Origin of the sequence: Micromonospora sp. NPDC049903 (assembly GCF_044460945.1) — a bacterium.
GTDB lineage: Bacteria > Actinomycetota > Actinomycetes > Mycobacteriales > Micromonosporaceae > Micromonospora.
In genome coordinates this window covers 746,849-767,185 of the sequence record NZ_JBITKL010000001.1, presented here as the reverse complement: position 1 = coordinate 767,185, position 20,337 = coordinate 746,849, and the positions used below count along the sequence as shown (strand labels likewise).

The 20,337-nt window shown below is 72.3% G+C and carries 18 protein-coding genes; 12 read left to right on the top strand and 6 right to left on the bottom strand.

The genetic code is table 11. From position 1 onward, the window contains the following. Positions 1–296 precede the first annotated feature (296 nt). Positions 297–593, bottom strand: coding sequence for a metal-sensitive transcriptional regulator (locus ACIBO1_RS03140; protein ID WP_117230386.1), 297 nt, complete (start codon positions 591–593; stop codon positions 297–299). Positions 594–711: 118 nt separating this feature from the next. Between ACIBO1_RS03140 and ACIBO1_RS03135 the strand changes: the two genes are divergently transcribed. The 5 genes from ACIBO1_RS03135 (at position 712) to ACIBO1_RS03115 (ending at position 5,147) form a co-directional block, all read left to right on the top strand. Next, complete coding sequence (locus tag ACIBO1_RS03135) at positions 712–921, top strand: heavy-metal-associated domain-containing protein (RefSeq protein WP_396741003.1); 210 nt, start codon at positions 712–714, stop codon at positions 919–921. Positions 922–946: 25 nt separating this feature from the next. Continuing rightward, a complete protein-coding gene (locus ACIBO1_RS03130; RefSeq protein ID WP_396741002.1) occupies positions 947–1,936 on the top strand; it encodes a hypothetical protein in 990 nt (329 codons plus the stop codon). A 10-nt stretch (positions 1,937–1,946) separates the two neighbouring features. Continuing rightward, positions 1,947–4,232 carry a heavy metal translocating P-type ATPase gene (locus ACIBO1_RS03125; RefSeq protein WP_396741001.1) on the top strand — a complete coding sequence of 762 codons (2,286 nt, stop codon included), beginning with the start codon at positions 1,947–1,949 and terminating at the stop codon, positions 4,230–4,232. 41 nt (positions 4,233–4,273) lie between these two features. After that, the gene (locus ACIBO1_RS03120) at positions 4,274–4,447 is read left to right on the top strand and encodes a CsbD family protein (protein ID WP_396692211.1); all 174 of its coding nucleotides are present in this window, start codon (positions 4,274–4,276) and stop codon (positions 4,445–4,447) included. Positions 4,448–4,565: 118 nt separating this feature from the next. Then, positions 4,566–5,147, top strand: a complete 582-nt coding sequence (locus ACIBO1_RS03115) for a sigma-70 family RNA polymerase sigma factor (RefSeq protein WP_396741000.1) — start codon at positions 4,566–4,568, stop codon at positions 5,145–5,147. Positions 5,148–5,226: 79 nt separating this feature from the next. On the opposite strand, the gene ACIBO1_RS03110 is transcribed toward ACIBO1_RS03115, so the two are convergent. Next, positions 5,227–6,024: a zf-HC2 domain-containing protein gene (locus ACIBO1_RS03110; RefSeq protein WP_396740999.1), complete on the bottom strand. Its 798-nt coding sequence runs from the start codon at positions 6,022–6,024 to the stop codon at positions 5,227–5,229. 242 nt (positions 6,025–6,266) lie between these two features. Then, positions 6,267–8,066, bottom strand: coding sequence for a glycoside hydrolase family 15 protein (locus tag ACIBO1_RS03105; protein WP_396740998.1), 1,800 nt, complete (start codon positions 8,064–8,066; stop codon positions 6,267–6,269). Between the two features lie 123 nt (positions 8,067–8,189). Between ACIBO1_RS03105 and ACIBO1_RS03100 the strand changes: the two genes are divergently transcribed. From ACIBO1_RS03100 to ACIBO1_RS03075, 6 genes are all read left to right on the top strand, one after another. Next, positions 8,190–9,407 carry a D-arabinono-1,4-lactone oxidase gene (locus ACIBO1_RS03100; protein ID WP_396740997.1) on the top strand — a complete coding sequence of 406 codons (1,218 nt, stop codon included), beginning with the start codon at positions 8,190–8,192 and terminating at the stop codon, positions 9,405–9,407. Continuing rightward, positions 9,407–9,784: a sensory rhodopsin transducer gene (locus tag ACIBO1_RS03095; protein ID WP_396740996.1), complete on the top strand. Its 378-nt coding sequence runs from the start codon at positions 9,407–9,409 to the stop codon at positions 9,782–9,784. Before ACIBO1_RS03100 ends, ACIBO1_RS03095 begins: the two co-directional genes overlap by 1 nt. A gap of 82 nt (positions 9,785–9,866) precedes the next feature. Beyond that, on the top strand, positions 9,867–10,202 hold the full coding sequence (locus ACIBO1_RS03090) for a YnfA family protein (protein ID WP_350696092.1): 336 nt from the start codon (positions 9,867–9,869) through the stop codon (positions 10,200–10,202). 16 nt (positions 10,203–10,218) lie between these two features. Beyond that, positions 10,219–11,223 (top strand): glycosyltransferase, encoded by a 1,005-nt coding sequence (locus ACIBO1_RS03085; RefSeq protein ID WP_396740995.1) that lies wholly within the window; start codon positions 10,219–10,221, stop codon positions 11,221–11,223. 207 nt (positions 11,224–11,430) lie between these two features. Further along, the gene (locus ACIBO1_RS03080) at positions 11,431–13,410 is read left to right on the top strand and encodes an ABC transporter ATP-binding protein (RefSeq protein WP_396740994.1); all 1,980 of its coding nucleotides are present in this window, start codon (positions 11,431–11,433) and stop codon (positions 13,408–13,410) included. 91 nt (positions 13,411–13,501) lie between these two features. Further along, entirely contained in the window at positions 13,502–16,504 is a 3,003-nt protein-coding gene (locus tag ACIBO1_RS03075; protein WP_396740993.1) for a fibronectin type III domain-containing protein, read from the top strand. Here ACIBO1_RS03075 and ACIBO1_RS03070 read toward each other — a convergent pair. The 3 genes from ACIBO1_RS03070 to ACIBO1_RS03060 form a co-directional block, all read right to left on the bottom strand. Beyond that, on the bottom strand, positions 16,497–16,931 hold the full coding sequence (locus ACIBO1_RS03070; protein ID WP_396740992.1) for a hypothetical protein: 435 nt from the start codon (positions 16,929–16,931) through the stop codon (positions 16,497–16,499). The two genes, ACIBO1_RS03075 and ACIBO1_RS03070, sit on opposite strands and share 8 nt — an antisense overlap. Positions 16,932–17,433: 502 nt before the next feature. Beyond that, positions 17,434–18,492 carry a hypothetical protein gene (locus ACIBO1_RS03065; protein ID WP_396740991.1) on the bottom strand — a complete coding sequence of 353 codons (1,059 nt, stop codon included), beginning with the start codon at positions 18,490–18,492 and terminating at the stop codon, positions 17,434–17,436. A 16-nt stretch (positions 18,493–18,508) separates the two neighbouring features. After that, positions 18,509–19,048: a hypothetical protein gene (locus ACIBO1_RS03060; RefSeq protein ID WP_396740990.1), complete on the bottom strand. Its 540-nt coding sequence runs from the start codon at positions 19,046–19,048 to the stop codon at positions 18,509–18,511. 182 nt (positions 19,049–19,230) lie between these two features. Here ACIBO1_RS03060 and ACIBO1_RS03055 point away from each other — a divergent pair, with 182 nt between their 5' ends. After that, positions 19,231–20,331, top strand: a complete 1,101-nt coding sequence (locus ACIBO1_RS03055) for an L-dopachrome tautomerase-related protein (protein WP_396740989.1) — start codon at positions 19,231–19,233, stop codon at positions 20,329–20,331. The last annotated feature ends 6 nt before the right edge of the window (positions 20,332–20,337 follow it).

The window sequence follows — 20,337 nt, the reverse complement described above, 5'->3', positions numbered from 1 at the left end:
CGCGGCAGGGCTGCGGCCGTGTCACACCGCCACACGCGGGCGGCGGCAGTGCGGCGCGACCGTGTCGGGGGTACGGCGACGGGCCGCCGAAGGTCTGCTGCGGCGGTGGTGCGTGCCCGACGGCGGGCGGGGGCCGGGAGGCTTCCGGGTCGGCTGGCCATCGTGGCGAATGGTAGCCAGGTCGGCATCGGAACGCAGGTCGCGAGCGTGTGTCGGGGGCGGGCGTCGGAGACGACACTCCCGGCCGGGCGTGCGGGTGGGGCGGGTCAGCCGCGCCTCATCAGGCGACGGGCGGGTCAGCCGCGCTTCATCAAGCGGCCGACGGCGGCCATCATCTCGGAGGCCATCTCGTCGGCGCGGCCCTCGGCGGCGCCCTCGTGCATGCAGTGCCGGGCGTGCCCGTCGAGCAGGCCGAGAGCGACCTTGTCCAGCGCGGCCTGGATCGCGGAGATCTGGGTGAGCACGTCGATGCAGTAGCGATCCTCGTCGACCATCTTCTCGACGCCGCGTACCTGCCCCTCGACACGACGTAGCCGGGCGAGCAGTTGGTCCTTGCTGGCGGTGTAGCCGCGGATCGGCGCGGGTGTGCTCATGAACACGAGGATAACGTACCCCTGGGGGGTATGGTACGGTCACAGTTGTGGATACCCCCCGAGGGTATTCGACGGGGTGCCCGGCCCGGGTGGACGGGCCCTGGAGAGGAGAGTTGCCATGGTCACCACGGCGTACCAGGTGCAGGGCATGACCTGCGGCCACTGCGTCAGCGCGGTCAGCGCCGAGGTCGGCGCGATCCCCGGCGTCGAGGACGTCCAGGTCGACCTGGCCAGCGGTCAGGTCACCGTCACCAGCGCGCAGCCGCTGGACCCGGCCGCCGTCCGGGCCGCAGTCGACGAGGCCGGTTACGAGTTGGTCGCCGCCTGAGGCGACCGGAGACCGAGGTGTCCCGATGAACACGGCGACGAAGGTGAGCGGCTTCGCGCTCGGCCTCGCGGCGGTGTTCGCCGCCGCGTACGGAGTCGGCCAGGTGACCGGCCCGACGGCCCCGGTCACCGCGACCGGCCACGACGGCGCGACCGGCCACGGCGACGGCCCGGACCAGGGCGGGCACGACGAGAACGCCGGACATGACGACAAGGCCGGGCACGACGCGGGCGCGGCCGGGCACCTGCCCGGCGGGCTCCTCGTCTCCGAGCGCGGCTACACCCTCGTGCCGGTCGAGGCCCCGGCGGGCGAGTTCGCCTTCCGGATCACGGGCCCGGACAGCCGGCCGGTGACCGGTTACGACGTGGTGCACGACAAGCCGATGCACCTGATCGTCGCCCGGCGTGACCTCTCCGGCTTCCGCCACGTGCACCCCGAGCTGACGCCGGACGGCACCTGGCGGGTCGCCACGCCGCTCACCGCGCCCGGAGTGTGGCGGGCGTTCGCCGACTTCACCCCGACCGGTGGCGAGCCGTTGACGCTCGGCGTCGACGTGACCGTCCCCGGCACGCTGACCGAACGGCCGCTGCCCGCCCCGGCACCCACCGCCACGGTCGACGACTACACGGTCACCCTGGACGGCACGCCGCAGCCGGGCCGCTCGTCCACGCTGACGCTGACCGTCGAGCGCGACGGCGTACCCGTCACCGACCTGGAGCCGTATCTCGGGGCGTACGGGCACCTGGTCGCGCTGCGGCAGGGTGACCTGGCGTACCTGCACGTCCACCCGGAGGGGGTGCCGGACGACGGGCGCACCGAGCCCGGACCCCGGGTGAGCTTCGCCACCGAGTTCCCGTCCGCCGGTGCCTACCGGCTCTATCTCGACTTCCGCCACGGCGGGGTGGTACGCACCGCCGAGTTCACCGTGCACGTCGGGGACCCGGTGCACGTCCCGGTCGGCCCCACCGCCGCGCCGGACGACGGGCACGGTACGCCCGGACACGGGCACGACTGAGGGACCAGCCATGACCACGAGTCGACCCCTGCCCACGGCAGCGAACCTGATCGAGTTGTCCATCGGCGGCATGACCTGCGCGTCCTGTGCCGCCCGCATCGAGAAGAAGCTGAACCGCCTGGACGGCGTGCAGGCCAGCGTCAACTACGCCACCGAGAAGGCCACCGTCTCCTACGCCGACCCGGTCACCCCACAGGAGCTGATCGCCACGGTCGAGAAGACCGGCTACACGGCGGCGGTGCCACCACCCAGGCAGGACACGCCGGAAGTCGCCGAGCCGGTGGACGAGCTCCGTGTGCTGCGTACCCGTCTGTGGGTCTCGGTGGTGCTCAGCGTGCCGGTGATCGCGCTGGCCATGGTGCCGGCCTGGCAGTTCACCTATTGGCAGTGGCTGTCGCTGACGCTGGCCGCCCCGGTGGTGGTCTACGGCGGACTGCCGTTCCACCGGGCCGCCCTAGTCAACCTGCGGCACGGCGCGGCGACCATGGACACCCTGGTCTCGGTGGGCACGCTCGCCGCGTTCGGCTGGTCGATCTGGGCGCTGTTCCTGGGCACCGCCGGCACGCCCGGCATGACCCACCCGTTCAGCTTCGCGATCAGCCGGACCGACGGCACCGGCCACATCTATCTGGAGGCGGCGGCCGGGGTCACCGCGTTCATCCTCGCCGGGCGATACTTCGAGGCCCGCGCGAAGCGGACCGCGGGCACGGCCCTGCGAGCGTTGCTGGAGCTGGGTGCCAAGGACGTCGCCGTGCTACGCGGCGGCGTGGAGACCCGGATCCCGGTCGACGAGCTCGCGGTGGGAGACCGGTTCGTGGTGCGGCCCGGCGAGAAGATCGCCACCGACGGCACGGTGCACGAGGGCTCCTCGGCGGTCGACGTCAGCATGGTCACCGGTGAGTCGGTGCCGGTCGAGGTGGGCGTGGGCGACACCGTGGTCGGTGGCTGCGTCAACGCGGGCGGCCGGCTGGTGGTCACCGCCACCCGGGTCGGTGCCGACACCCAACTGGCCCAGATGGCGCGGCTGGTCGAGCAGGCACAGACCGGCAAGGCCGCCGCACAGCGGCTCGCCGACCGCATCTCGGGGATCTTCGTCCCCATCGTGATCGCCCTGGCCGCCGGCACGCTGGGCTGGTGGCTGGGCTCCGGCGCCGGGTCGACGGCGGCCTTCACCGCCGCCGTGGCGGTGCTGATCATCGCTTGCCCGTGCGCCCTCGGCCTGGCCACGCCCACCGCCCTGCTGGTCGGCACGGGGCGGGGTGCGGAGTTCGGCGTACTGATCAAGGGGCCGGAGGCGCTGGAATCCACCCGGCGGGTGGAGACCGTGGTGCTGGACAAGACCGGCACCGTCACCACCGGCCGGATGACGCTGCTCGACGTCCACCCCGGTGCGGGCGAGCAGCGGGCCGAGGTGCTGCGGCTGGCCGCAGCGCTGGAGTCCGGCTCCGAGCACCCGGTCGCCCGGGCGGTCGTGGCCGGTGCCGCCGAGCTGGGCGAGCTGCCGCCGGTCACCGGTTTCGCCAACGTCGAGGGGCTGGGCGTGACCGGCACGGTGGACGGCCGTGAGGTGCTGCTCGGACGGACCCGACTGCTGCGCGAGCGGGGGATCGACGTACCCGAGGACCTGGTGCGGGCGGCGGTCGAGGCGGAGGCGGCCGGACGTACCGCCGTGCTGGTCGGTTGGGCGGGGCGGGCGCGCGGCATGCTCGCGGTGGCCGACCAGGTCAGGCCGACCAGCCGAGAGGCGGTCCGCCGGCTACGCACGCTCGGCCTGACCCCGGTGCTGCTCACCGGCGACAACACCACCGTCGCCCGGGCGGTCGCCGCCGAGGTCGGCATCGACGAGGTGATCGCCGAGGTGCTGCCGACCGAGAAGGTCGCGGTGGTCGCGCGGTTACAGGCCGAGGGGCGGGCGGTGGCGATGGTCGGCGACGGGGTCAACGACGCCGCCGCGCTCGCCCAGGCCGACCTGGGGCTGGCCATGGGCGCCGGCACGGACGTGGCGATCGAGGCCTCCGACCTGACCCTGGTCCGCGACGACCTGCTGGCCGCGGTGGACGCCATCCGGCTCGCCCGCAGCACCCTCGGCACGATCAAGGGGAACCTGTTCTGGGCGTTCGCCTACAACGTGGCGGCCCTGCCGCTGGCCGCCGCCGGGCTGCTCAACCCGATGATCGCCGGTGCGGCGATGGCCTTCTCCTCGGTCTTCGTGGTCGCCAACAGTCTGCGGCTGCGGCGCTTCCGACCGATTTCTTCGAACCGGGATGGTTCCGGTGCGGTTCGGCTGGGTACCTGATCCGCGTAGCAAGAGCTAAGCCGATACCCCGGGAGGCTGACATGGGCTTCGAGGACAAGTTCAACAACACCACCGAGAACACCACCGGCAAGGTGAAGGAAGGCGTCGGCCGCGCCACCGACAACGAGCAGTTGGAGGCCGAGGGTCGCGGCGACCAGATGCGCGCCAACATCAAGCAGGCGGGCGAGAAGATCAAGGACGCCTTCCGGAGCTGACCGGAGCGCGTCACACGACACCGCCGGGCCGTATGTCGGCCCGGCGGTGTCGTGTGCGTCGATGATTTTTCGGATGTCGCCGGGAACCAACCCGGGTGCCGGAGCGACCAATACGGCGATGACTGCCGTGACCGACGACATCAGCGGGTACGCGTTCGCCGCGGGGCAGGGCGACCAGGCTGCCGCCGCCGCGTTCGTGCGCGCGACGCAGCACGACGTACGGCGGTTCCTGGCCCACCTGCCCGGGGTGCGCGAGGTCGACGACCTGGTCCAGGAGACGTACCTGCGGGCCTGGCGCGCGTTGCCCTCGTTCGCCGGCCGCTCCAGTGCCCGGACCTGGCTGCTCTCCATCGCCCGACGGGTCGCCGTCGACCAGGTGCGGGCGGCCGTGTCGCGGCCCCGCACCGCCAACCTCGTCGACTGGCAGTCCGCCGCCGAGGCGACCTCGGCCGGCGTCGAGGCCGCCGTGGACGAGCAGGTGGTGCTGCGCGGGCTGCTGGACGGGCTCGTGCACGAGCGGCGGGAGGCGTTCGTCGCCACCCAACTGCTGGGGCTCTCCTACGCCGAGGCGGCCCAGGTGTGTGACGTACCGGTCGGCACGATCCGGTCCCGGGTGGCCCGCGCCCGTGAGGACCTCGTCGCGGCGATGGACACCGCGACCCCGCATCGACGGCGGGGCCGGGACGGCACCGCCGGCTGACGCGGTGCCGTCCCGGCCCCGTGGGGGCCGCGCCGTCAGGCGGCGCGGCGGTCGTCCCGGCCCCTGTGGAGACGCGCGGTCAGGCGGCGCGGCGGTGGTCGCGGCCGTGCCGGGCCTGGGCCGAGTGCGGCGGCAGCAGTCGCAGCGGCGCGGGCTCGTCGATCTCGTCGAGACGCAGCCGCCAGCGGGAGCGCTCGGGTCGCTGCCGGTCAGTGGGGTCACCGGGTCGGCGCAGGCTGCGGGCCAGCAACACGGTGATCAGGTAACCGACCACCAGGAACCCGTGGCTGACCAGCCGTTCCACGGCGACCTGCGAGGCGACCAGGTCGTTGACCGAGAGCAGGACCAGGGTGGCCACGAAGGCGCTGAGCATCGGCAGCAGCCCGGACGGTGCGGTCCGGCGCAACGCGACGAAGAGGAACCCGGCGCCGACCGCCACGTTCCAGGCGGCGGACTCGTGCCACAGGTGCTGGCCGGTGGCGTGCACGTGCTCGGCCACCTCGGCCCGGCCGATCTGCGCCAGCCCGAGCACCAGTTGCACCGCGCCCAGCAGACCCAGCGACACCCGCAGCGCGGTGATCGTCCGGGCACGTCCGGCCAGCGACGTGAACAGGTCGCCACGCGGCGTGACGGCGGCGAGCCGGACGCGCCAACCCCGGCGCGGCGGCGGTGCGGCGGCGAGGATCGTCGCGGTCAGGTCCGGCAACGCGGACACCACCTGGGTACGCGCCCGCCGGGTCACCGTCGCCGCCGTGTTCAACCACCGGCGGCAGCCGGCGCACCTGCTCAGGTGCAGATCCACCCCGTGCTGCTCATCCGCCGTCGCCTCGCCGTCCAACTGCGCCGAGAGAATCTCCCGCCACTGCTCACACCCCATGTATTCGTAGTCGCTCCCGGACCCTGCATGGTTCCCGCCGGAACGGAAAGCGCCGAGGTCAGGACTCCGACACCGGCTGCGGCTCCGGCTCCGGCGGTGCTGCGGCTCCGGCTGCGGCTCCGGCTCCGGCGGTGCTGCGGCTCCGGCTGCGGCTCCGGCTCCGGCGGTTAGGAGGGGTCCCCTGCTATGCACGAGGCGTTAGTAGGGGACCCCTCCTTACATGCCGGGCCGCCGCCTACGGGTCAGGAGCCGCCCCGGGCGGCCCAGGCGTGCAGAGCGTCCCGGTCACCGGCCTCGTCGAGGTTGATCGCCGCCTCGATCAGGGCCAGGTGGGTGAACGCCTGCGGGTAGTTGCCCAGCGCCGTCCCGTCGGGGTCGAGCTGTTCGGCGTACAGGCCGAGCGGGCCGGCGTAGCTGAGGAGCTGGTCGAACGCCTTGCGGGCCTCGTCCCGTCGGCCGGCCAGCACCAGCGCCGAGACCAGCTCGAACGAGCAGAGCAGGAACGCGCCCTCCTCGCCGGGCAGCCCGTCGTCGGCCCGGTAGCGGCGCACCAGGGCGGGGCCGACCTCCAGCTCCTGCCGGATCCGGTCGATGGTGGACTGCATCCGGGGGTCGTCGCCGGGCAGGAAACCGACCAGCGGGATGCGCAGCAGGGAGGCGTCCAGCTCGGTGGAGCCGTACGCCATCACGAAGCTGCCGACCTCCGGGTCGTAGCCGCGTTCGAGCACCTCGGCGTGGACCGCGTCGCGAGCCGAACGCCAGTGTTCGACGTCCGCCGTCCGGTCGTCGAGCAGCTCGGCCAGCCGGATGCCCCGGTCCAGGCAGACCCAGGTCATCACCTTCGCGTTGACGTAGTGCTGGAGCGGTCCACGGATCTCCCAGATGCCGTGGTCCGGCTCGTTCCACCGGTCGGCCATCACCTCGACGTGCTTGCGCAGCAACGCCCACTGCTCCCGGGTCAGCTCGCCGGTCAGCTCGTGGTACACCAGCGCGGCGTCCAGGATGTGCCCGTACGTGTCGAACTGCACCTGCTCGACGGCCTCGTTGCCGACCCGGACCGGCCGGGAGCCGGCGTACCCCTCCAGGTGTTCCAGCTCGCGTTCCTCGTCGATGTGGCCGTGGATGCCGATCAGTGGGGTGAGCAGGTCGCCGGAGCAGACGGAGATCAGGAAGTGCAGGTAGCGCCGACCCTCCTCGGCGTGCCCGAGGCGGAACAACGCGAGCAGCAGCAGCGCCGAGTCCCGGTGCCAGGCGTACCGGTAGTCCCAGTTGCGTACCCCGCCGATGTGCTCCGGCAGGCTGGTGGTCGGCGCGGCGATCAACGCGCCGGTCTCGTCGAACGCGAGCCCGCGCAGCACCAGCGCGCTGTGCCGCACCTCGTCCGCGCCGAAGCCGGCGTAGTCGCTGCGGGTGGACCAGTCCTGCCAGGTCCGGCAGGTACGCGCCAGCATCTCGTCGACGTCGACGTCCCGGGTGGCGTCCTCGTCGTAGCCGACCAGCACGGCCGCCTGCTGACCGGCGGAGAGCTCCGCCTCGATCCGCAGCATCCCGTCGCCGTGCTCGGCCGGCAGGTCGGTGTCGACCCAGAGCGGGGTGCCGGCGGCCCGCCAGCGCCCGTCGACGTGCTCCCAGGTGGTGTCCCGGGCGCCGTGGTCGGGTCGGGGCCGGATCCGCAGGGCCAGCCGGACCGTGCCCTCCTCCACCGTCACCCGGCGCACCAGCACCTTGTCGGCGCGCAGCGGCTGGGCGGCGTCCCCCGGCGCCACCGCGAGGAAGTCCTTGACGACCGCCACTCCGTCGGGCGTCGACCACCGGCTCTCCAGCACCAGCGTGTCGGGCAGGTACCGCCGGGTCGGGGTGTCGCAGCCGACCACGGAGAGGTCGAGCGCACCGCCGACCTCGCGATCCAACAGGCGGGCGAAGACGGCGTCACCGGCGAAGTGCGGCACGCAGAACCATTCGACCGCGCCGTCGGCGGCGACCAGCGCGGCGGTGTGGGTGTCGGAGAGAAAGGCGTACGAGTCGATCGGGGGATAGGTCATCGCAGCTCCGGAAGGACGTAGTTGCCGAAATGCTCGTGAAAGCTCGTGCAGTACGGGTTTGAAACATGAATACCCAGCTCGCGGCCGGGTAAGCGTCTCGTTCACCACCGAGAAGAGGTCGTGATGCCCCGTCCGTTCGTGAACTGGTCCGGCAGCCTCTCCTTCACCCCCGGTGGCAACGCCGAGCCGGCCGACGAGGACGAGGTCCGCGAGCTGGTGTTGCGGGCCCGCGAGTCCGGCACCCACCTGCGTCCGGTCGGCTCGGGGCACTCGTCGAGTCCGTTGGTCCGCACCAACGGGACGCTGGTCAGCCTGGATCGGCTCAGCGGGGTCGTCCACCAGGACGGTGACCAGTTCACGGTCTGGGGCGGCACCCGGTTGAAGGCGCTCGGTGAGAGCCTCTATGACGCCGGTCTGGCGATGGAGAACCTCGGTGACGTCGACTACCAGTCGATCGCAGGTGCCACCGCCACCGGTACGCACGGCACCGGCGTCCGGTTCGGCAACCTCTCCACGCAGGTCGCCGGGGTGCGGCTGGTGACCGGCACCGGCGAGACGCTGGACATCTCGCCGAACAGCAACGCCGACCTGCTGCCCGCCGCGCGGCTCTCACTCGGTGCCCTGGGCGTGGTCACCAAGATCACCATTGACGCGCAGCCCCGTTACGAGCTGCGCCGACGGGCCTGGTGCGCGCCGGTCGACTGGACCCTGGACCACCTGGCCGAGTTGCAGCACACCAACCGCAACATGGACTTCTACTGGTATCCGCGCAGCGACCTGACCCAGATCCGCACCATGAACCGCGCCGACGACCTGCCCGAGGGGCAGATGTGGGTGGCCCGCCAGGCGTTGGAGTCGACCCCGTGGACCGAGCCCCGCGAGCTGGAGATCGGCCCGACCCACCGGACCATCCCACAGGACCGGGACCTGCGCTTCGAGGAGATCGAGTACATGCTGCCGGCCGAGGCGTTCACGGCCTGCTTCACCGAGGTCCGCAAGCGGATCCTGAGCCGGCACCGACGCATCGTGGGGTGGCGGGTGCTGGTGCGGACCATCGCCGCCGACGACATCTGGCTCAGCAACGCGTACGACCGTCCGACCACCACCATCGCCTGCCTGCAGAACACCTCGCTGCCGTACGAGGAGTACTTCCGCGACATGGAGGCGATCTTCCGGCAGTACGGTGGCCGACCGCACTGGGGCAAGAAACACTGGCTGACCGCACGGGAACTGCGCCCGCTCTTCCCGCACTGGGACGACTTCCGGGAGGCGCGACGCCGCCTCGACCCGGACGGGGTGTTCCTCACCCCCGATCTGGCCCGACTGCTCGAGGAGGCGTGATGGGACAGCTCGGCGGACTCGTCTGGGTGGTGCCGGGCGGGCACATCCCGCTCGGCAGCAACGGGTCGGAACCGGAGTTCACCAGCTTCGACAAGATCTGCGTACTCAACACCTCCGACGCCGAGGCCCGGCTCACGCTCACCTTCTACTACGAGGACGCCGAACCGGTCGGGCCGTACCGCTTCGTCGTCGGCGCCCGACGGATCCGGCACGTACGCGTCAACGACCTGATCGATCCGGAGGCCGTCCGTCTGGACCGCCCGTACGGCTGCGTGGTGCACTCCGCGGTGCCGGTGGTGGTGCAGTTCCTGCGGCAGGACTCCCGGCTGCCGGGCACCGTCACGCTCACCGGCACCATGGCCCATCCGGCCGGGTAGTCCGGGATGTAAGGAAGGGACCCGTACTAACGCCTGGTGCATAGCAGGGGTCCCCTGCTTACATCCGGGTAGGGTGCGGGCCGTGACCGTGCTGCGTTCCGTGCTGCTGTTCGTGCTCGCCGCCGTCGCCGAGATCGGCGGGGCGTGGTTGGTGTGGCAGGGCTGGCGGGAGCACCGTGGACTGTGGTTCGTCGCCGCCGGGGTGCTCGCCCTCGGGGCGTACGGCTTCGTGGCCACGTTCCAGCCGGACCCGAACTTCGGGCGCATCCTGGCCGCGTACGGCGGGGTGTTCGTCGCCGGTTCACTGGCCTGGGGCATGATCTTCGATGGGTTCCGGCCGGACCGCTGGGACGTCACCGGCGCGGCGATCTGCCTGCTCGGCGTGGCCGTGATCATGTACGCCCCGCGCGGCGCCTGACGGGTAGGAGCCCTCGATGCGTCTGATCTTCGCCAGCCTGGCCTCGGTCGGTCACGCCTATCCGATGATCCCGCTGGCCGTCGCCGCCCGACAGGCCGGGCACGAGGTGCACTTCGCCGCCGGGGAGGCGGTGCACACGCCGCTCGCCGCGAACGGGCTGCGGCCGTTCCGCCCCGCCGACACGTTCTACGAGATGTACGCCGAGGACCTGGCACCGGATCTGGAGCGGTTGGCCCCGGACCTGGTGGTGCACGGTTGGGGCGTACCCGGAGCGGCCGTCGCCGCCGCGCAGGCCGGCGTCCCCGGACTCTGGCACGGCTTCGGCCGGATGTTCCCGCCGCACATCGGCCTGGAGTCGCCGACCGCGATCGCTGCCGCACCCGGACGACCGCACCTGGACATCTGCCCACCGTCGTTGCAGGATGCGACGTTCGCCGCGACGGCCGAGCGGATCGCGCTGCGGCCCGTCCCGTTCTCGGCACCGGGACCGACGCCGACCTGGGACGACGACGGGTCGGGGCCGCTGGTCTATCTGACCTTCGGGACCGCCTTCGGCTCCGCTGACCTGGTGACCACCACCGTCGCGGGGCTGGCCCGGCTGGGGGCCCGGGTGGTGGTGGCCGCCGGGCGGGTACCGGTGGAGGAGATCGGCGTCGTACCGGCCGACGTGGTCGTGCGGGAGTGGGTGCCGCAGGCGGAGGTGCTGCCCCGGGCGGACCTGGTGGTGCACCACGGCGGCAGCGGCACCACGCTCGGTGCGCTCGCCGCCGGTCTGCCGCAACTGATCCTTCCGCAGGGCGCCGACCAGTTCGCCAACGCCGACGCCGTGGTGGCCGCCGGTGCGGGGCTGCGGTTGCGGCCCGACGAGGTCACCGCCGAGGCGGTCGCCGAGCACGCCGCGCGCCTGCTGCCGCGTCGGTCGGACCACCGCGACGCGGCGTCCGCGCTGGCCCGGGAGATCGCCGCGATGCCGGGCCCGGACGAGGTGGCCCGTCGGCTCCCGGAGTACGCCGGGTCCTGACGCGATCGCGCGTCGCGTCGCCGATCCGGCCGGACGCCGCATCGGTCGACATCGTGGGTCGGCACGCCGACAGGGGCTGGACCGACGACACCTCCGCAGTGACTATAGGTAGCGGTCCGAACGCCTTCAGCGACGAAGCCGGTGGCCATCGTCCGGTGTGCCTGACACCGGGCGCCGCGCCGTCCACCCGCCCCAGGAGGTACGCCCATGGCCGTCACCCCGACCCGACGACGGGCCCGCGTCCCGCGCTCAGAGCCGGTGGCCACCGAGTCGGTGCTGCCCGAGCTGCGGTCGACGTGGTGGGAGACCGGGATGCGAGCCCGGACAGAGGCAGGACTGTTCGCCGTCTTCGCCGAACTGCCCACGCTGGTCTGGGCGGCACTGCGCATCAGTTGGCGGGCCGACCGGGTGCGTACCTCGGTGGTGGCGGTGGCGACGGTCGGCGCGGGGGTGATGTCGGCGTTCGGGCTGCTGGCGACGCAGCGGGTGCTGGTGGAGCTGTTCGCCGGTGGGCCGACCGGGGACAAGGTGGTGGCGGCGCTGCCGGCGCTCGCGGTGCTGGCGGCGGCGACCGCGGTGCGGTCCGGCATGGCGATCGCCACCGGGTACGCGTTGAACGGGCTGACGCCCCGGGTCAGCCGGGAGGTGGAGCGGGGCCTGTTCGAGGTGACCACGGCGGTGCGGTTGGAGGCGTTCGACGCGGACGCGTTCGCCGACGACATGGAGCGGGCGTCGAGGGGCACCGATTCGGCGGTGAGTCTGGTGCCGGCCTCGATGAACCTGCTCGCCGGGTTGGTCGGCGTGGTGGCGGTGGCGGTGGCCGTGGTGCTGGTCCACCCGTTGTTGCTGCTGGCGTTGCTGGTCGCCACCGTGCCGAACGCCTGGGCGTCGCTGCGCGCCGGACACCTGCACTACCGGACCTACATCGCCGGTTCGGTGCGGCGACGGCGGATGTGGTTGCTGCACCGGTTGATGGCCGAACGGGACTCGGCACCGGAGCTGCGCTCGTACGGGCTGCGCCGGTTCCTGCTCGACCAGCACGACCGGGTGATGGGGGTGGAGACCGACATTCAGCTCGCGTTGGCCCGCCGGGTCACCACGACCACCACGGTGGGGTCGCTCATCGGCGGTGTCGCCACCGGCCTGGTCTACGTCCTGCTCGGCCTGTTGCTCATCGACGGGCAGATCCCGCTCGCCGCTGCGGCGACCTGTGTGATCGCGGTGCAGGCGGCGCAGCGTTCGCTCTCGGTGGTCACCTTTCAGATGGACCGGGTCTACACCGAGGGTCAGCACTTCCGCGACTACACCGGCTTCATGACCCGGGCCGCCGGGTATCTGCCGGAGGCGGTGGACGCCGTGCCGCCGGAGCGGTTGCGGGAGTTGACCGTCGACGGGGTGAGCCTGCGTTACCCCGACCGGGACGACCTGGCCGTCGACGGGGTGACGCTGACCGTCCAGGCGGGGCAGACCGTGGCGTTCGTCGGGGAGAACGGTTCCGGCAAGAGCACTCTCGCCGCGCTGATCGCCTCCCTGCGTACCCCCACCGAGGGGGCGATCCGATGGAACGGGCGGGCCCTGACCGAGCTGGACCGCGACGGCCTGCGGGACCGCATCGCGGTGGTCACGCAGGAGTACCACAAGTGGCCGTTCACCGCCGCCACGAACATCGCGATCGGTGACATCGAGGGCGAGGTGCGGCAGGACCGGATCGAGGCGGCGGCGGCCCGCGCGGTCGCGGACGAGATGATCCGCGAGTTGCCGTACGGGTACGAGACGCTGCTCGACCGGACCTTCGCCAACGGGCAGGACCTCTCCGGCGGCCAGTGGCAGCGGATCACGGCCGCCCGTGGGTTTCTCCGCGACGCGGAACTGCTGGTGATGGACGAGCCCTCCTCGGCGCTCGACCCGAGGGCGGAGGACGCGTTGTTCCAGGCGATCCGCGACCGGCAGGGGCGGGCGACCACGATTCTCATCACGCACCGCCTGGCCAACGTCCGGCACGCCGACCGGATCTTCGTGCTGCATCACGGTCGCCTGGTCGAGGCCGGTACCCACGACGAACTGATGGCCGCCGCCGGCCGCTACGCCGACCTGTTCACCCTCCAGGCGGCCGGGTACGCCCCGGTCGACCACGTGCCGGCCCCGCGACCCCGTGCCACGTCGACCCCGGACAGAGCCGACGCCTGACACCCCGAATGTCTGGTTTGGCCATTTTTGTCCTTTAGGGCACCGTAGGGTCCCTGTGAGGTCGGCGAGGTGGATGAGTCCGGAGGGGTGCATGTCGTTCGCGCACTGGGGACGTCCGGCGGTCGCCACGGCGATGTCGGCCGCGCTGACCATCGGACTGCTGGTCGCCGTACCCGGCCCGGCGGCGGCGGACGGTACCGTGCTGTTCGACCAGCCCTTCCGCAACAACACCGCGAACGGCATCGGCGCGGTGGCGGTGCCGGGTGTGCCCTTGGGCACCAGCAGCAACAGCGCCTGCCTCAGCGCGTCCGGCAACACCACCACCGGTCCGCTGCTGAGCTGCCCGAGCAGCACCGACCCGCAGGGCAGCGGCAAGCTCCGGCTGACACCGGCGTCGTTGACCCGGCAGGGCGGCGTGTTCGGCGCGGTGAGCGTGCCGACGTCGCAGGGACTGCACGTCACGTTCAACTCCTACCAGTACGGCGGCACCAGCCCGGGGGCCGACGGCCTGGCCTTCGTGCTCGCCGCCGTCGACCCGGCCGACCCACGCTCGCCGTCGATCATCGGTCAGCCGGGCGGATCGCTCGGCTACTCGGCCGCCTTCAACGGCGGCTCCGTCGGCCTCTCCAACGGCTACCTGGGCATCGGATTCGACGTCTTCGGCAACTACAGCAACAGCGTCTACCAGGGCACCGGCTGCACCAACCCGCCGTACATCTCCACCACCGGCGGGCGGGTGCCGGGCCAGGTGGTGATCCGTGGACCGGGCCGCAACGGCGTCGGCTACTGCGCGGTCAACAGCACCGCCACCAGCACCTCGTCCTCGGCCCTCGCGTTGCGGGCGAGCACCCGCGCGGCCTCGGTGGTGCCGGTCGAGGTGGTCGCCAACACCACCGGGTCGACGTACACCACCAGCACCGGGATCACCGTGCCCGCCGGGCAGTACGCGGTCCGGTTCACCCCCGTCGGCGGGACGGCCCGGACTCTGTCCGGCGCGTTGCCGGTGGTGTCGTCGACCCTGTACCCGTCGCCGAACTGGCTGAACGCCAACGGCTTCCCCCGGCAACTCGCCTTCGGCTGGGTCGGTTCCACCGGCGCGGTCACCGACTTCCACGAGATCGACAACGCCCGCGCGGTCAGCTTCAACCAGGTGCCCGACCTGACCGTGACACAGACCAGTTCGGTCGGGGCCAGCCCGCAGCCCGGTGACCCGGTCACGTACACGATCACACCCCGGGTGGAGAGCGGCACCAGCGAGCCGGCGCCGATCCTGGTCACCCAGACCATGCCGACCGGCGTGGTGCCGCGCGGCGCGTACGGCACGGGATGGTCCTGTGGCACGCCCTCCGGACAGAGCATCACCTGCACGAACTCCAACGTGCCGTTCCCCGGTGGCAGCAACCTCTCGCCGATCACCGTGGCCGCCACCGTGACCGGGACCTCGGTGACACCGACACTGATCCAGACCGGCACGGTCGCCACCGCGTCGTCGATCGACGCGAGCCCCGGCTACACCTCGACCACCACCGCGGTCACCCCGCTGACCGCGCCGACCGGCCTCACCGTCAGCCCGGCCATCAGCGCCATCGCGGGCGGCGTCGCGGTCACCGTACGCGGCAGCAACCTCGCCGGTGCCACCGCGATCACCATCGGCACCGCCGACGAGCAGCGCACCGCTGCCTCGGTGGTGCTGCTGCCCTGCACCTCCGGCCCGGCCGCCGGCTGCTTCACCACCAACAGCGACGGCAGCCTGGCGATCTCCTCGCTGCCGGCCCGCAGCAGCGCCGCACCGGTGACCATCTCCGTGGCCACCCGAGGGGTCGCCGGCGCGGTCAACTTCGTCTACGCCTCCGCGCCGGCCGCCCCGGCCACGCCGACGGCGGTCGCCGGCATCACCAGCGCCACCGTGTCGTGGGCTGCCCCGGCCGACAACGGCAGCCCGATCACCGGGTACGTGCTCACCCCGACCCGGGACGGCGTGACGCAGCCGACGATCACCTTCGACGCCTCCACCACCACCCGTACGCTGACCGGGCTGACCGCCTCGGCCCAGTACACCTTCCGGGTCGCGGCGATCAACGCCTACGGCATCGGTACGGCCAGCGCAGCGTCGGCGCCGGTGGTGCCGTACACGCTGCCCGGCGCGCCCACCATCACCTCGGTCGCCGCCGGCACCAACGCCGCCGCGATCACCTGGAACGCGCCTTCCAACGGCGGTGCGGAGATCACCGGCTACCGCCTGACCCCGTACGTCGGTGGGGTGGCCCAGGCACCGATCACCCTGCCGGCGTCGCCGACCTCCCGGACCGTGACCGGGCTGACCGCCGGCACCACGTACACCTTCCGGATCGCCGCGATCAACGCCGCCGGCACCGGCCCCGACTCGGCGCAGTCCGCAGCGGTGACGGTCAACGCCTCGCCGACCCTGACCTTCCCGGCCCCGCCCAACGGCAAGGTGTCCGAGCCGTACTCGCAGCAGTTGACCGTGAACGGCGGGACCGCGCCGTTCACCTGGTCGGTGAGCAGCGGCTCGCTGCCGCCCGGGTTGACCCTCGCCGCCGGCACCGGACTGCTCTCCGGTACGCCGACCCAGGCGGGCACGTTCTCCTTCACGGTCCGGGTCACCGACTCGTACGACCAGTCCGCCACCCGCCCGGTGAGCCTGGTGATCTCGCCGCTGGCCGGGCTTCGGATCAGCGTCCCGTCCGTCGCGTCGATCGGTCGGGGTGTCCCCGGCACGTCGCTGGCGAACCAGCTCGGCCTGGTCACGGTCGTCGACGACCGGGGACTGAGCGCTGGCTCCTGGACGGCGACGGTGTCGGTGACCGCCTTCACCACGGGATCCGGTACACCGGGGGAGACCATCCCGCGCTCCGCCGTCCGGTACGCCTCGGGCACGGCGGTGAGCACCACCGGCCTCGGCGTCTTCCTGCCGCAGCCCGGGGCGGTGCTGGACGTGCCGCGTACCGCCGCGGCGTGGTCCGGCCTGACCGGCGCCAACTCGGCGAGTTGGAATCCCACCCTGTCGGTGACGCTGCCGACGAGCGCGGTGACCGGCGGCTACCGCGCCACCGTGACCCACTCGGTCATCTGACCCGCCGCCGCCCGAGGACGCCGAGGATCCCGCCGCCGACGATCAACACGGCGGCCAGCGCCAGCAGCGGTCCCGGGCCGGAGTCCGACCCGGTGACCGGCAGCGGCTGCCGGGACGGGTGCGGCGTCGGCTGCCAGGTCGGATGCGGTTGCTCGGTCGGGTGCGGCGTGGGCTGCCCGGTCGGGTGCGGTGTCGGCTGCGGGTCGGGCGTCGGGCTTCCGGTCGGCGACGGCAGCACCTCGAAGTAGACGCCGGTCGAGCCGGGCGGCGGGGTGGCGGCCGAAGCCCCTGCCGCAGCGGCCGGCGCGGCTCGTCCCGCCACGGCCGACGCCGCCGGCGCGGCGGTGAGCACGCCGATCGCGACCAGGCCCGCGACGACCGTTCGGCCGGGACGTGTCGAGCGTGCAGTGCGGCCCCGGACCATCATCACGACCTCCCTGCGGCGTACGCGCCGGTCCCGGCCCCGGGCCGGAGCACGTACATCGTCGGCAAATGTGAGTCTGATCCTATATGACCGTTTGTGGAGTATTCTCGGTTTCCTGACGGTGGCACGACGAGGCCCGGCCGTCCGATGAACGGTCGGGCCTCGTCGCCACGCCGCTGCCAGGTCGCCCGCACCCGCCCCGCCCCCGCCGCCGTGCCCGCCGTCCCACCGCCGCGCCATGCCACCGCCTCGCCGCGCCGATCATGGAGTTGTGGCCCTCATATAAGTAGCGAAAGCTGACGAATCAAGAGCCGCAACTCCATGATCGACGGCCACAACTCCATGATCGCGGAGGGCTCGGCGGTTTCGCGCAGGGCCCGGGAGCACGGAGGTCGGGGACATCGTGTGGGCCGGGACAGGGTGTGGGCCGGGGACACCATGGAGGGCTTGGCGGGCTCGTGCCGTGTCGGGTGTCGGGTGGCGGGGCGGCTCGGGTCGCGGGTGGTCAGTCGAACGGGCCTACCTGGCGGGTCGGGACCGCGAGGGCTCGGCGGCGGCGGGATACGTGCCAGGCACCGAGTGCGCCGACGGCGGCCACCGCGACCAGCGTGCCGAGCGTGTAGGGCAGCCAGGCGGGCGAGTTGTCCATGGTGGCGCGGGTGCCGACCGGCAGGGTGATCCGTCCGTCGGCGGTACGCTCCACCACGCCGCTGACCAGGGCCAGTCTCGCGGTCCAGACGCCGGCCGGCAGGGACTCGTTCACCTCGATGCGGACCTGTCCGCTCTGTCCGGGCAGGATGGTCACCCCGTTGGTCACCTTGAACGGCCCTGCCCGGATCGAGTCCTTGGTCAGGCGCAGTGTGCCGGTCATGTCCAACGCCCGGCCGCCGGTGTTGGTCACCCGCGCGGTCACCACCGGGAACTCGCCGGTGCCGGGCTCGGCGGCCACCTCGTCGATGCGGAAGTCGGTCGGCGGTTCGCCGCCCGGGCCGACGTCGAGATAGAGCCGGATGCCCACCCGGTGCACCTGGATGACGTTGTCGCCCTGTCGCGGTTCGCTGGAGACCTGTGCCCAGATGGCCGCGTACCGCTCGCCCTTGGACGCGGTCCGGGGCACCTCGACGTCGACCTCGACCGGCGCGCGTTCGCCCGGAGCGAGGTCGAGAACGGTGGCGCCGAGGCTGATCCAGTCGCTCAGCTCGTTGCTCTCGCGTCCCTCCGGGACGGCGAAGGCGTTGTTCTCGATGGCCGCGGCCCCGGCGTACAGCTCGATCTGCTGTCGCTCGGGCGAGTCGTTGCTGACCTCGACCCGGCGGCTGATCGTGGCGCCGGGCTTCAGGTGGTCGATGATGTAGACCCGGGCCCGGGGGTCCTCGGCCCGCTTGGCGGGGATGTCCATCAGGCGGATGCCGATGCCGTCCCGCGAGGCGGCCTGCGCGTGCTGCGGCACGGTGACGGCCTGTACGTGCTGCGGCACAGTGATGGCCTGTACGTGCTCCTGCGCGGCAACGGCCGGAGCCGCCGGCACTCCGAGCGCCACGAGGGCGACGGAGGCCAGCGGCACCAGCCGGCCGAGGAGCCTAGGCCACCGAATGTGTCACCGTCCCGCGGTAGGTGCCCTGCACCGTGCCGGGCGGGATATTCACCACCAGGGTGGGGTTCCAGGTGGCGAAGTTGTTGCCGGTGCCGCCGGTCTTGCTGAACGCGGTACGCGGCACGTTGATGATCTGTTGGGCGGCCGAGTTCGGCTGGCCGGGCGTGAAGGTGCCGCTGCCGGCCGTGGCCGTGGCCGGACCTGACCAGTAGCTGACGTTGATGTTCGGGATCGTCTCGCCGGAGCTGCCGCCGCCGGTGACGAAGTCGCTGGAGATGACGGTGGCGGTCCAGTTCGGGGTGAGCGATCCGCGCTGGTCGAGCACCGTGACCGGCCCGAGCAGGCCGGAGACGGAGCTGCCCTCGATGCCGTGGCCGATGTTCGCCGTCGCGGGCACGGTGATCGACAGGCCGCCGGCGGCGTCGACGGTCAGCGTGACGATGGTGTCCTCCGCGAGGGCGGGTGCGGCGAACGCGGTGGACGCGGCCACACCCGCCAGGGCGGCGGCGAGGAATCTCTTTCGCATCAAGGCTCCTTCGGTACTGCGGTGACTGGTGGAGGCGGCATGTGAAGGCTATGAGGCGAATAATCCCGTAACAGGCAAGTTGAGGAGTAGAGACCCTAATGGGTTAGAAGTCCGTTTGGTTGGCGCGTTTGCCCCCGTCGGCCCCGGGAACGGGAACGGGCACCGACAGTCAGGAGCAGGGCATGAGTCAACCGGTGACGGACGAGCCCGTCGGCGAACTGGAACTGGTCCACGCGTTCACCGGGCCGATGCCGACCGGGGTGAGCGTGTCGCACACCGGCCGGATCTTCGTCAACTTTCCCCGCTGGGGCGACGAGGTCCCCGCCACGGTGGTCGAGCTGCGCGACGGTGCGGAGGTGCCGTACCCGGACCCGGAATGGAACCGGCCGGGCGGCGACGACGACGCGGAGGCGTTCGTCTCGGTGCAGAGCATCGTGGTCGATCCGGCCGACCGGCTCTGGGTGCTCGACACCGGCAGCCCGATGTTCCAGCCGACCCGTCCCGGCGGCCCCAAACTCGTCCGCGTCGACCTGGCCACCGACACGGTCGCCCAGGTGATCACCTTTCCGCCGGACGTGGCGCTGCCCACCACCTACCTCAACGACGTACGGTTCGACCTGCGGCGCGGTGCCGCCGGGATCGCGTACGTCACCGACTCGGCGGTCGCCGGGGCGAACGGGATCATCGTGGTGGACCTCGACACGGGCGCCTCGTGGCGGCGACTGCACGAGCACCCGTCCACCAAACCGGAGCCGCTGTCCCGCTTCCGGCCGGTGGTGGAGGGCCGCCCGTTCCTGGAGCGGTCGGCGGACGGGCCGCCGAAACCGGTCACCATCGGTTCGGACGGCATCGCCATCTCCGCCGACGGGACCCGGCTCTACTACTGCGCCCTCGCCTCACGCCAGTGGTACAGCGTGGCCACCGACGCCCTCGTGGACGTCTCCCTCGGCGAGGACGAGGTGGCCGCCACGGTGCGGCACGAGGGCGACAAGGGCACCGGGTCGGACGGCCTGGAGAGCGACGACGCCGGCCGGATCTACCTGACCTCGTACGAGCACAACGCGGTGCTCCGCCGCCGCCGGGACGGCGGCTACGAGACGGTGGTGCACGATCCCCGCCTGCTCTGGCCCGACACCATGTCGGTGGCCGTCGACGGGCACCTCTACGTGACCGCGAACCAACTTCACCGGCAGGCCACCTACCACCGAGGCGAGGACCTGCGCCGCAAGCCGTATGCGTTGTTCCGTACCCGGATCGACGCCGGACCGGTGCTGTTGCGCTGAGCCGGG

Excerpts from the sequence above, each read along its gene's own strand:
- ACIBO1_RS03095 (WP_396740996.1), top strand. The coding sequence starts at position 9,407 with ATGGGACAGCTCGGCGGACTCGTCTGGGTGGTGCCGGGCGGGCACATC.
- ACIBO1_RS03085 (WP_396740995.1), top strand. The coding sequence starts at position 10,219 with ATGCGTCTGATCTTCGCCAGCCTGGCCTCGGTCGGTCACGCCTATCCG.
- ACIBO1_RS03135 (WP_396741003.1), top strand. The coding sequence starts at position 712 with ATGGTCACCACGGCGTACCAGGTGCAGGGCATGACCTGCGGCCACTGC.
- ACIBO1_RS03080 (WP_396740994.1), top strand. The coding sequence starts at position 11,431 with ATGGCCGTCACCCCGACCCGACGACGGGCCCGCGTCCCGCGCTCAGAG.
- ACIBO1_RS03120 (WP_396692211.1), top strand. The coding sequence starts at position 4,274 with ATGGGCTTCGAGGACAAGTTCAACAACACCACCGAGAACACCACCGGC.
- ACIBO1_RS03100 (WP_396740997.1), top strand. The coding sequence starts at position 8,190 with ATGCCCCGTCCGTTCGTGAACTGGTCCGGCAGCCTCTCCTTCACCCCC.
- ACIBO1_RS03115 (WP_396741000.1), top strand. The coding sequence starts at position 4,566 with ATGACTGCCGTGACCGACGACATCAGCGGGTACGCGTTCGCCGCGGGG.
- ACIBO1_RS03110 (WP_396740999.1), bottom strand. The coding sequence starts at position 6,024 with ATGGGGTGTGAGCAGTGGCGGGAGATTCTCTCGGCGCAGTTGGACGGC.
- ACIBO1_RS03060 (WP_396740990.1), bottom strand. The coding sequence starts at position 19,048 with ATGCGAAAGAGATTCCTCGCCGCCGCCCTGGCGGGTGTGGCCGCGTCC.
- ACIBO1_RS03105 (WP_396740998.1), bottom strand. The coding sequence starts at position 8,066 with ATGACCTATCCCCCGATCGACTCGTACGCCTTTCTCTCCGACACCCAC.
- ACIBO1_RS03070 (WP_396740992.1), bottom strand. The coding sequence starts at position 16,931 with ATGATGGTCCGGGGCCGCACTGCACGCTCGACACGTCCCGGCCGAACG.
- ACIBO1_RS03130 (WP_396741002.1), top strand. The coding sequence starts at position 947 with ATGAACACGGCGACGAAGGTGAGCGGCTTCGCGCTCGGCCTCGCGGCG.
- ACIBO1_RS03075 (WP_396740993.1), top strand. The coding sequence starts at position 13,502 with ATGTCGTTCGCGCACTGGGGACGTCCGGCGGTCGCCACGGCGATGTCG.
- ACIBO1_RS03125 (WP_396741001.1), top strand. The coding sequence starts at position 1,947 with ATGACCACGAGTCGACCCCTGCCCACGGCAGCGAACCTGATCGAGTTG.
- ACIBO1_RS03140 (WP_117230386.1), bottom strand. The coding sequence starts at position 593 with ATGAGCACACCCGCGCCGATCCGCGGCTACACCGCCAGCAAGGACCAA.
- ACIBO1_RS03055 (WP_396740989.1), top strand. The coding sequence starts at position 19,231 with ATGAGTCAACCGGTGACGGACGAGCCCGTCGGCGAACTGGAACTGGTC.